We start from the raw sequence: 11,464 nt of genomic DNA, 5'->3' as shown, positions 1-11,464 counted from the left end.
TAGCTTGTCAACTTGTTAGCTTTATAACCAGACAACAATACTGGTTTTCAATAATCGTGCTAAGCTTCAAACCAAGTTAGCTTGTCAACTTGTTAGCTTTATAACCAGACAACAATACTGGTTTTCAATAATCGTGCTAAGCTTCAAGTCAAGTTAGCTTGTCAACTTGTTAACTTCATAACTGGTTAAAAAGTTTATGATCATCGCATTATGCAATCAAAAAGGAGGGGTGAGCAAAACAACCTCCACCATCTGCCTAGGAGGACTCCTCGGCGAATCTTCAAAAGTGTTATTAATCGATCTCGATCCTCAAGGGAATATGACCACGGGCTTAGGGATTGAAGTAGAGGATGACCAGCTCACTACCTATGAGGTCATCACTGAGCAATGTTCTATCGACGCGGCGATCGCCAATACTAAATTCAAAAACCTCGATATTCTTCCGGCAGATATTAGTCTCGCGAAAGGTGAAACAGAAATTCTCGGCAAGGTAGGAAATTTTTATTTACTGAAGGAACAAATCGAAGCAATCACTGAACAGTACGACCATATTTTGATTGATTGTCCACCATCTCTAGGTCTACTTACTCTTAATGCCCTCACCGTTGCCGATCAGATTTTAGTCCCGGTGCAATGTCAGTTTTTTGCGCTTAAGGGATTAGCTGCACTCCTCGAAACTATCGCCTCTGTGAAAAAACGATTGAATCCAGAAATCGAACTTTTAGGGGTATTGCCCACCATGTTTGAACAGACAGTCATGGCGCGGGATGTGATCGCCTCGCTCAAAAATCGCTTTGGTAAGGATGGTATTTTCCCAGCTGTACCGAAATCAATCCGTTTTGCGGAGGCAAATTTGGCAGGGGAACCGATTCACATTTATGCCAATGACCCCAAACTCATTTATCCCTACAAGCAAGTTATTAAAGCAATAGAGGCTTAGATTATGGCAAAGCGTAAAATCCGACTTACCGACCATGACCCGCTAGAATCCAAGACTGATAGCATTCTTAGCAGTTTTTCCACTGCTGAACCAGTTAACAAGTTAGCAAGTCAACAATTCAAAAATTCAACTGGTTCTCAAGTCAAAGAGACAGCTAAGGCACAACTGAAGAAAGCGACATATCAACTCGATGAGTCGTTGCTAGAGCGTCTGGATCGAGCTTATCTCCAAATGAGCTTAGATCGGGGTAGGCAGGATACTCCCTATAAAGAGGTTTTGGTGGAGACGGCGATCGCCTATTTTCTGGATCAGCTTGAGGAGAATTCGGATCTGATTGAACAGGCTTTGGCTCGGCAGGAAAATCGGGGTTAGGAAGGTTGGGAACGATCGCCAATTTCCTCAAATAGATTTAGCTAGTCCATAATGATGCTTGACCTTAACTTGATTTGATCATGAATTCTAGTGACTCTCTACAAGCAATGCTCGATAGGCTTCATGGCAAACGTGTTGAGATACCTAGTCAGTTTGCCGAGCCTGTCATTGTCGAAGAAATTGCAGTTGAGAGTGAAGATGACGCTCTAATTAGAGTTTCAACGAGTGATGGGCAATCAAAAGAGGTTTGGATTTCCATTGAAGAGATTCAAGAAATTATCAATAGTGCAGGAGAGGCGATCGCCCCAAGGGTGGACAGTAAATCATTTTTTCTCTTCATCGAATCTGCACGAATTAAAACAGCTTTTGAATATGACCCTCATTTTGCAGTGGGGTTGAGCGGAGTTCGTCCTTTACCTCATCAACTTGAGGCAGTTTATAAGTTTATGTTGCCCCAAGTGCGACTACGTTTCCTTTTGGCAGACGATCCGGGAGCGGGTAAGACAATCATGGCTGGTCTGCTGCTTAAGGAGCTTAAATTACGGAATATTGTTGATCGGGTATTGATTCTCACCCCTGCGCCTTTAACCATCCAGTGGCAAGATGAATTACGCTCTAAATTTTCTGAAACGTTCGAGATAATTAATTCCTTTTTCGTTAAAAATCAACTGGGTGGAAATCCTTGGGATAGGTTCCGCCAGTGTATTACTTCCATTGATTTTGCTAAACGAGAGGATGTCATGTCAGGCATCTTACAGGTGGATTGGGATTTAGTCATTATTGATGAATCTCACAAATGTTCTGCGAGAACTCAGGGAGATGATCTGCGGCGTACAGGTCGTTATAAATTGGCGGAAGCATTATCGGAAAATACCGAACGAATCTTGCTACTAACGGCAACGCCTCACCAAGGGAATGTGGATCAATTCCATAATTTTCTGCGGTTACTTGATCCTGATCAGTTTGTTTCTAACCAAATTAATCCGCAGATTTTGCGACTTCAGGATAGTCCTTGGTTTTTACGACGAATTAAAGAAGAACTTAGGGATTTTAGTGGTCAAAAATTATTTAAGGAACGTCATGCAAAGACTGTCCCCTTTGAATTGTCGAGGGATGAAAAAATTCTTTATGATCAAGTCACAGAATATATTAATTGCTATCTAGGTCAAACTAGCGGTCGAAAAAAAGCATCGGTAGCTTTGGCTAGAACGGTGTTTCAACGAAGATTAGCGAGTAGTCTCCATGCTATTTTTAGCTCTCTCAAAAAGAGACAAACTCGTTTTTCTGAATTATTGACAGAGTTAGAAAAATTGCCCAGAAGGGAGCAGGAGCAACGATTAAAGGATTTAGGTCGCATTGTTGATGTAGAACAGGAATTTGATGACCGTGAGGATGAGGATGACTGGGATATGATCGCCTCGGAGTCAACGGTAGTAGAAGAGTTGGATCAACTACGGGCAGAATTGTTTGACCTCAATCATTTGGTGAAACTGACAGAATCGACGATCAACCGGGGGAACGAAACAAAGTTACTCGCTTTGAAGCAATGTTTGGATGATGTTAATCAAATAGAAGACTTTAGTGGTGGTGCTGGTCGGCTACTCATCTTTACTGAGCATCGAGATACGCTCAATTATCTACGGAAAAATCTAGAACATTGGGGCTATACCGTCTGTGAGATTCACGGGGGGATGAATGTTTTACAGCGCAAAGTAGCTCAAAGAGATTTTCAGTTTAATACCCAAATCTGTTTGGCGACGGAAGCGGCGGGGGAAGGGATTAACCTGCAATTTTGTCGGTTGATGATTAATTACGATATTCCTTGGAACCCAAATCGTTTGGAACAGCGCATGGGGAGGATTCACCGGATTGGTCAGACTTCGGATGTGTTTATTTTTAACTTTGTTTCGATTCTCACGGTGGAAGGTCGGGTTCTAGAAAAGTTATTGCAAAAGCTTGATGAGATTCGCAAGGCGATGGGAGATAAGGTCTTTGATGTGATTGGGCAACTGCTTCAGCTTAATGATATTCAGTTTGAGGATCTCATTCGCGAGGCAACCTACAACCAAGCGGCGGAACAAGAGGCAATCGCCACAATGGATCGTCTTGACCCCAAAATATTGGAGGAATTAGAGGAAGCAACGGGTATAGCCTTAGCGACTTCCCATGTTGATTTATCCCAGATTCAACAAGCTCAAGAATATTTGTCGGAAGAGCAACGGTTAATGCCTCGCTATGTGGAGGAATTTTTTAAACGAGCGTGCGATCGCCTAGGGATTGGTTTAGAAGTTCGGGCGGATGGTCTATTGCGTATTCCCTATCTAAAAGAAGAATATCGCTCTGAAAAATTACAGGCGGTCAAACGTTTGGGGATGCCCGAAAAGAATTATCCAAAGTTCACTTTTTATAAGGAACAGTTAGAACGGGTGAATTATAGTGATGCGGAATTTGTTTCGCCGGGTCATAGTTTATTTGCTTGTATTGCCGAGCGACTAGATTTTGTGTTGTCGGATGCGGTGGGTTATCGGAGTGCTGCGTTTATTGATGCAGATGCGTTAGAAGCTTATCGGATTCATTTTTTTCAGGTGGAGGTGGAAGGACAAAATATCAAGGGCAAGGATACGGCTTTGAGGATGCGACTTTGTGCGGTGACGGAAACAAAAGCGGGTCTAAATCTGGCTTCGACGGATTGCCTCCATGATTTTGCTCCGGCGATCGCCGATCTGGAAAATGTACCGGAAGTGCCGACACCGGATGAACAAAAAGCAATTGAACGATGGTTAAAGCTCAATGTACAAAAGGAATTAATTAAGGAGGTTCGTCAAACCCAAGAGCGGGAAATGAAGATTCGCCAAGAATATCTTGAGCAGGCAATGGATGAGGCGATTAGGGTTGCTCAGAAAAAATATCTGGATTTGGCGAGTAAGGCGGTGGGTAATGAAAGCTTTCGGGTCGCAAGGGACAATGCTTTAACGAAGGTCAATCAATTCAAGGAACGCAAACAGATTAAGCAATCGGAATTGAAGCATCTCAATATTGTGCGGTCGGGTCGGGTGATTTATATGGGGACGGCTCTGGTTTGTCCGGCTCTTGAGTCTCAATCGATGGGGGGAATGCGGAATGATCCAGAGGTGGAAAAAATTGCGATGGATTTGGTGATGGCTTATGAACGCGATCGCGGTTGGACTCCAGAGGATATCAGCAAGTTGGGTGATGGAAGTGGTTTTGATATTCGGAGTATTGGCGAGATCGATCCAGAGGTTAGGGTTGTACCAGTCAGGCGGATTGAGGTGAAGGGTCGGACTGGCACTCAGCAAAATGTTTCTCTGACTTCTAATGAATGGCGGAAGGCGCAACAGCTTGGGGATTCTTATTGGCTCTATGTGGTGTGGGGTTGCAAGACTGATCATCCGCAATTACTGATGATTCAAGATCCGGCTCGGAATTTAGCGGGGGATGTGCAGGAGTTGAAACAGGTGACTCGTTACATGATTAATGCTGAGGCGATCGCCAAAAGGGCAAATGACATCACTTTTTGATATCATAAGGGTGGGAAAGTCATCACCATAACAGATGAATAAAAAACAGCAGCGGATTTTGGATGCCATTCAGCTCACTCCTTCTCCTGCAAACCTAAAATGGGACAATATTGAGTCTCTTTTTAGGACGTTAGGAGCAAGGGTATCGCAAGGTAATGGTTCTAGGGTTCGGGTCTTGCTTAACGGGGTCAAAGCGACCTTTCATCAACCTCACCCAAAAAATGAAGTTGGGAGAAGTTGTGTTAAGGGGATACGTACCTTTTTAGAAAACGCTAATGTTATTTGAGGGTTAATTTGTAAAAACCTTTGTAATTCGTCTGAGCAAACATTGTTCTGATCACCCAAAAATAGGGGGAGTAAAATCCCCTTATTAAAAAAATCCTTCAAGGAAGAAATCATGTACACAGTCACGTATAAAGGATACACAGGTAAATTTGAGATTGATTTTGAAGAAAATATCTTATCTGGAATTGTGATTGATATTAAGGATGTGATTACATTTCATGGCAAAACTATTGAAGAAGCTGTGCAGTGTTTTCATGAGTCTGTGGATGATTATTTGGAATTTTGTGAGGAAGTAGGAGAAGAGCCTGATAAACCTTTTTCGGGTCGTCTTCCCTATCGGACAACGCCTGATACTCATCATAAAATTTATTTGGCTGCGACAAAAGCAGGAAAAAGCATTAATTCATGGATGGATGAAGTACTTTCTGAAAAATCCAAAGAATATCTCAAAAGCTTCTAAATGAAGTATTCATGGCATTTTTGTATAATTTTAGATTAGAGCATATTTAATTTTTATTAGATTGTAATATGCTGAATTTCTATACATGCAAAATAAAATTAGTTTATAAATATAGAGACTTCAAAATATGCCCATTGGAGAAATCATTTGGTTTGGTGGACAGACGCAAGAAGGGAAAATCAATCATTATGGTTTCATATCTTGTAAGGGAATTTCGGAAAAAGGTATATATGTAAACCGAAAATCCCTTCCAGTTGATCTACAGAAAATATGTGAACAAGATAAAGATAATGGTCAGGGGATTGTAGTAGAGTTTGAAATAGAAGAAAATTCACGGGGAACTCAAGCCGTTGATGTAATACTAAATCAACAAATTGGAATTATAAACAAAGATTTATACTCACCATATCGTAGTCAATATATTGAGTATATAGATTCGAGTATTCCTTATCGTGAAGGATATAACGGAGATGATAAAGATATAGTTTCGTTTGGAATAAAATATCTAGATAGACCATCTGCTGTACTCGTTGACAAAATCGAGCCTGAATCCATCATAAAAGACAAAATTAAAGATTATGCTCATGCATCAAATCTGAATTTTGCAAAGCATTTTTTTGATAGATATACCTCAAGTCTCACAACTGAAGACTCCATTCAATTTATTTTAGAAAGATTTAAATTGTTACCTCAAGACCAAAAAGTAGGAAATGTCTTTACATCGAAATATATTGATAAGCATGTACAGATTATTGAGCAAGCTTTAAGTTTAGACAACTCACATCTTCAACAATTTATATGGAATCAACTCACAAAACTATTTAAAGATAGTAGTGAAAATATCAAGGAATTCTTATGGGATAAAATTAAATTATTACAAAAAAAACTAGCCTATAAAAATGAACTTTGGGATTTAGCACCCTTAAAATTTAAAAGAGAAATAATACAGTCTAGATACCAGAAATTCTTCTCAGTGCATGAAGAATTTGTAGAATCCAATTATATTTTAGGAGTTAACATTTCTGAAAGATATGAAACTTTATATGATTTTAGTGAGAATGATAAAAAATTAGCAGAAATATGGAGTAATGATACAAGCGATGAGTTTGAAAAAGCAAAAATGTTATCTGCACGTGGTGCTGAAAAACTAGTTAAAAACTTTTATCAGAAGCTAAACGAGAATAATGAAGTTATAGATATTGCTGTTCACCAAATTACCAAGAAAAGCAACGAATGGACAAAGGCAGATATAGTCATAAGCATTAATGGAAAAAAACAATATATCGATGTAAAAAATGCTCGACAGACAGTTAACTCTAGTGTCTATTCTGAATTTTGTATTCCTAGCTTTAAGGAAGTTAGAGGAGAGGATGTAGCGATTGTAGGGGTTCTGTCGCCTTATCTTCAACTCAAATATATGAATCAAGAAGGGGCTTCATTTTATGTAAACAGCCCAATTTTTTTGGGAGAGCTAATATACACGCAATTACATAATCTTACTAAAACTTTTAAAGATAGTGTAGTCAGACTAGATATGACTCGAGGGTTTGATCCAAAGACCTATTTAGCACCTTGGCTTTTCGACTATAGTGCTCAATTTTATGAAAATCAAATTGGGATTGCCAAAAAACTTATAGATTTAGATTATAAAGCAATACCATCATCTGATGATATTGCTTTACTTTCCACCAACAAATCAATAGATACTTATCTTAGTTTATTTATTTATGCTAATAAAAAGCTTCCTGAAAGTTGGGCTAAATTTATTCCAATATGCAAACAAGAATTCATAATTTTACTATATCGAAAATCGAATACTCTACTCAAATTGCCTGAAATTTATATGGCAATCTTAAAGCATTTTTTAAAGATGCTATCAATGAATAATGAGGAATATCATCCAGAAAAGATAAGAGAGTTGATTTACCATGGTGATCCATATCTATACCATCAAGTAAATCCTCTAAAAATTTATGATCCCTTAAATCTTATTTCTGATTTTTGTAAGACATTAGGAACTCTTTGGGATAATCGCCACAAAACGAATATCACGGGTTTTAAAATTTTCAAATTTGATGGTAGAGGTCTTTTGTCAGGTAAGTATTCAGAAGAAGATCCAGTTTCCACTACAATTCTTGCTTACTGTGGAGGATGGATCGAGAAAAAAGGAAAATGTGGATATTCCCCACTAATTATCGGAAAACACCGTAATTGTTCTAGTTGTGGGAAACTTGTTTGTGAAGCAGAAGGCTGTGGTTTTTGTAGTTTAAACTGCTCAGCATATCTGGAACGACAACAATTAATTTATGAAAGAAAATTAAATAAATATTCGTCTAGAAGTTTCGGTTATTAATTAAGTTTAATCATTCTGAGTTGCAATTCATCATGTCTGAAGATCGCCGTTTAATTGAAGATTTTATTCCCATTAAAGAGATCTCTGTGGAGTCGGCACGGGAAAAATCTATTCGTAAAGGGCATATTTCGACGTTACATCTATGGTGGGCGCGTCGTCCTTTGGTGGCTTGTCGGGCGGCGGTGTTTGCTTCGCTGGTGGCGGCTCCGGAAAATCATCAGAAACGGTCGGCTTATAAAAAGCAGATGATCGAGCTGTGTCAGTGGAAGGCTGGGGAGGACACGCTCAAAAAGGCGAGAAAGGCGATCGCCGAAGCTCAGAAAAAACGGTTGGGGTTGCCAGAGGATACGAAGTTAGAGGATGTGCCGCCGCCGAAGGTGTTGGATATGTTTGCGGGGGGTGGGGCGATTCCGTTGGAGGCTCTACGGTTGGGCTGTGAGACTTATGCGGTGGATCTGAATCCGGTGGCGCATATTATCGAGCTTTGTACGTTGGTTTATCCGCAGAAGTATGGGAAAAAGTTGGCGGATGAGGTGGAGACGTGGGGTAATTGGGTGATTGAAAGGGTTCGGGCAGAGATTGGGGATCTGTATCCGAATATCAAGGTGGGGGAATCGCTGGAGAAAAAGCAGGAGCAGATGGAGCTTTTGGAGCAGAAACAGACTCAGTTGGGGTTGTCGTTTCGGAAGGAATTGACTCCGGTGGCTTATCTCTGGACGCGCACAGTGAAATGTCCTAATCCGGCTTGTGGGGCTGATGTACCTTTGGTGCGGCAAAGTTGGCTTTGTAAGAAAAATAAGAAATATGTGGCTCTTAAGGTCATCTCGAATCACCAGACAAAAAGGGTTGAGTTTGAGGTGGTGGAAGCGACTACGGCTAAGGATTTGGGGTTTGATCCGAGTTCGGGGAGTTCGCGGGGTACTTCAACTTGTCGGCATTGTGGAACGACTGTAGATGTAAAGCAGATTAAGAAGGAAGGAAAAGTAGGGCAGGTTGATCAGCAGTTGATGGCAATTGTTTGTACAACTCCGGGGCAACAGGGAAAAACCTATTTATCAGCGACAGATTATCTACAATATATTCCTGATGAAAAGGCAATTTTAGAGCGGTTAGAAAAGCTTTGTGATGAAACAGGTTTAACTACTCCAGATGAGCCTTTACCTCCGATTGGAACGTTAGGTTTTCGGGTGCAAGCTTATGGTTTATTACAGTGGAAAGATTTATTTTCGCCGCGTCAATTGTTGTCGTTGATGACTTTTGTGAAGTGGGTTAGAAAGGCTCATGATGAGTTATTAGCTCAAGGTTATGATGAAGAATTTGCAAAGGCGATCGCTACTTATTTAGCTTTAATGATTAATCGAGTAGCAGATAGAGCTAGTACCCTATGTAGATACGACCCTACCCCGACGCAAAGCGGAATAAACAATACATTTGGTAGACAAGCATTACCTATGGTGTGGGATTTTGGTGAAGGCTGTCCTATAGGTAACTCTTCTGGAAGTGCATCAACATCACTACCTTGGATAACTAATTTTATTAGACAAGAAAATCAAAATTCAAACTTTGCTAATGTTCAACGCTCTTCATCCATGAGCATGGCAATTGAGACTAATAGTTTAGACGCAGTAATTACAGATCCACCCTATTTTGATTCCGTTCCCTATGCCGATTTATCAGATTTCTTTTATGTGTGGTTAAAGCGTTCAGTCGGTCATCTTTACCCCCAACATTTCACCGCTAAATTAACCCCAAAAAAGAAAGAAGCTATCATGGAACCCACGCGCCACGGTGGGGATAAAAAAGCAGCATCGGCAGCCTATGAAGGGATGATGCACGACGCTTTCAAAGAAGCCAATCGCATCCTAAAAATTGATGGCATTATGGCGGTAGTCTATGCCCACAAAACTACATCAGGCTGGTCAACCCTAATTGATTCCTTGCGTCGGGCTGGATTTGTGATTACCGAAGCATGGCCATTAGACACAGAAATGGGAGCCAGATTACGCGGTCAAAATTCGGCAGCTTTAGCCTCCAGCATTTTCCTCATTTCCCGCAAGCGTACTACCTCCGAAATTGGCGATTACGCGATGGACGTACAACCCCAACTGCGGGAGATTATCCAAAGCCGCGTTAAAACCCTGATGGAAGAAGGCATAAGCGGAGCCGATTTAGTCATTGCTTGCGTCGGAGCAGGACTACGAGCCTATACCCAATTCGATAGCGTCGAACTCCCCAACGGCGAAGAACTCGATGCCAATACATTCCTGAACGAAGTACAAAAAGAAGTTGCCGAAACCATCCTGCGAGAAGTGTTGGGGTGCGATTCCAAAGGCGTATCCCAGATCGACAAAATCACCCAATATTACATCCTCGCCCGGTACGAATATGGAGAAGCCGAAGTCGCATTCGATGAAGCCAATACCCTCGCCAAAGGAGTAGGCGTAGAACTCGATGGCGCAGGGGGACTCACCGACGGCAAAACCGCATTAGTCCAGAAAACAAAAAATAAAGTTCAACTCAGAAACTATACAGACAGAGGCTCTGACGAAAAACTCGGCACATTCGATCCCAAAGAAACCCTTACTCCCGCATCCCTGATTGATATTCTCCATCGCCTCCTGTGGCTAGCCGAACATAAACCCGCAAAGATTAGCGATTACATTGCGATCGCCCAACCCGATAGTAGCCAACTCAGACTCGTCGCCCAAGCCCTATCCGGTCGCGCCCTCACCCCCAACGCAGGCGAAGAAATGACAGCACAACGTACCCCAGAACAACAGGCGATCGATACCCTGCTGGCTTCATGGAAACGCACAATTGAAGAAAACCTATTTACCCAGAAAAAATAAAACTCCACCACAGAGCAACACCATGACTAACATTGAAGCCATCGTTCTCCAAGAACTACGCCAATTACCTCCAATCCAACAAAATGAAGTTTTAGATTTCGTGCAATTCCTCCGCCATAAAACCAAAGCATCGCCTAAAAAAGATGTGCGCGGACTCTGGGCAGATCTAAATATTCAAATCACAGAAGAAGACATTGCCGAGGCTCGTCAAGAAATGTGGGGAAACTTAGGGGAGGAAATCATTTAAGCCATGTCCTCAGTCATTGCTGATACCCATACCATCATTTGGTATCTCTCTAACAACGAAAAGCTTTCCGCCACCGCTGGGACAGCCCTATCAGCCTCCATTGCTCAGGGTGACAACATTTTTGTTTCTGCCATTTCTCTGATCGAAATTACCTACCTCATTGAAAAAGGAAGATTAGCAAATGAAGCAATCACAAGTTTAAAAGCTGCAATTCAAGATCCTGCCATCGGCATTGAACTAATTCCTATTGATATTGAGATAGCTACGGCGATCGCCCAAATTGATCGAGATACCGTCTCCGATATGCCAGACCGAATCATTGCCGCCACAGCCCTAACCCTTGATTTACCCCTCGTGACCCGCGATGGAAAAATCCAAAAAGCCTTAAATATCAAAACTATTTGGTAAATTCTCCACTC

9 protein-coding genes are annotated in these 11,464 nt (G+C 41.3%); all 9 read left to right on the top strand.

Annotated elements, in window-relative coordinates:
- Positions 1–196 precede the first annotated feature (196 nt).
- The 9 genes from NIES208_RS00295 to NIES208_RS00255 all read left to right on the top strand — a co-directional run bounded on the left by NIES208_RS00295 (position 197) and on the right by NIES208_RS00255 (position 11,453).
- The gene (locus tag NIES208_RS00295; protein ID WP_075888528.1) at positions 197–940 is read left to right on the top strand and encodes a ParA family protein; all 744 of its coding nucleotides are present in this window, start codon (positions 197–199) and stop codon (positions 938–940) included.
- 3 nt (positions 941–943) lie between these two features.
- The gene (locus NIES208_RS00290) at positions 944–1,312 is read left to right on the top strand and encodes a hypothetical protein (RefSeq protein ID WP_075888527.1); all 369 of its coding nucleotides are present in this window, start codon (positions 944–946) and stop codon (positions 1,310–1,312) included.
- An 80-nt stretch (positions 1,313–1,392) separates the two neighbouring features.
- Entirely contained in the window at positions 1,393–4,851 is a 3,459-nt protein-coding gene (locus NIES208_RS00285) for a helicase-related protein (protein ID WP_084176469.1), read from the top strand.
- 34 nt (positions 4,852–4,885) lie between these two features.
- Positions 4,886–5,137, top strand: a complete 252-nt coding sequence (locus tag NIES208_RS00280) for a type II toxin-antitoxin system HicA family toxin (protein WP_075888524.1) — start codon at positions 4,886–4,888, stop codon at positions 5,135–5,137.
- A gap of 111 nt (positions 5,138–5,248) precedes the next feature.
- Entirely contained in the window at positions 5,249–5,596 is a 348-nt protein-coding gene (locus NIES208_RS00275) for a type II toxin-antitoxin system HicB family antitoxin (protein WP_075888522.1), read from the top strand.
- Between the two features lie 127 nt (positions 5,597–5,723).
- Positions 5,724–7,949 (top strand): Rcat domain-containing protein, encoded by a 2,226-nt coding sequence (locus NIES208_RS00270; RefSeq protein WP_075888520.1) that lies wholly within the window; start codon positions 5,724–5,726, stop codon positions 7,947–7,949.
- 32 nt (positions 7,950–7,981) lie between these two features.
- Positions 7,982–10,798, top strand: a complete 2,817-nt coding sequence (locus NIES208_RS00265; RefSeq protein WP_075888518.1) for a DUF1156 domain-containing protein — start codon at positions 7,982–7,984, stop codon at positions 10,796–10,798.
- A 22-nt stretch (positions 10,799–10,820) separates the two neighbouring features.
- Complete coding sequence (locus NIES208_RS00260) at positions 10,821–11,045, top strand: DUF2281 domain-containing protein (protein ID WP_075888516.1); 225 nt, start codon at positions 10,821–10,823, stop codon at positions 11,043–11,045.
- 3 nt (positions 11,046–11,048) lie between these two features.
- Complete coding sequence (locus tag NIES208_RS00255) at positions 11,049–11,453, top strand: type II toxin-antitoxin system VapC family toxin (protein ID WP_075888514.1); 405 nt, start codon at positions 11,049–11,051, stop codon at positions 11,451–11,453.
- Positions 11,454–11,464: the final 11 nt, after the last annotated feature.

Source organism: [Limnothrix rosea] IAM M-220 (assembly GCF_001904615.1).
GTDB lineage: Bacteria > Cyanobacteriota > Cyanobacteriia > Cyanobacteriales > MRBY01 > MRBY01.
Note: the sequence above shows the minus strand (reverse complement) of the source record. Positions and strands in the feature narration are given on the sequence as shown.

Bases quoted from the DNA above. Each gene is read 5' to 3' on its own strand.
- NIES208_RS00265 (WP_075888518.1), top strand. From the start codon at position 7,982: ATGTCTGAAGATCGCCGTTTAATTGAAGATTTTATTCCCATTAAAGAG.
- NIES208_RS00270 (WP_075888520.1), top strand. From the start codon at position 5,724: ATGCCCATTGGAGAAATCATTTGGTTTGGTGGACAGACGCAAGAAGGG.
- NIES208_RS00260 (WP_075888516.1), top strand. From the start codon at position 10,821: ATGACTAACATTGAAGCCATCGTTCTCCAAGAACTACGCCAATTACCT.
- NIES208_RS00295 (WP_075888528.1), top strand. From the start codon at position 197: ATGATCATCGCATTATGCAATCAAAAAGGAGGGGTGAGCAAAACAACC.
- NIES208_RS00275 (WP_075888522.1), top strand. From the start codon at position 5,249: ATGTACACAGTCACGTATAAAGGATACACAGGTAAATTTGAGATTGAT.
- NIES208_RS00290 (WP_075888527.1), top strand. From the start codon at position 944: ATGGCAAAGCGTAAAATCCGACTTACCGACCATGACCCGCTAGAATCC.
- NIES208_RS00280 (WP_075888524.1), top strand. From the start codon at position 4,886: ATGAATAAAAAACAGCAGCGGATTTTGGATGCCATTCAGCTCACTCCT.
- NIES208_RS00255 (WP_075888514.1), top strand. From the start codon at position 11,049: ATGTCCTCAGTCATTGCTGATACCCATACCATCATTTGGTATCTCTCT.
- NIES208_RS00285 (WP_084176469.1), top strand. From the start codon at position 1,393: ATGAATTCTAGTGACTCTCTACAAGCAATGCTCGATAGGCTTCATGGC.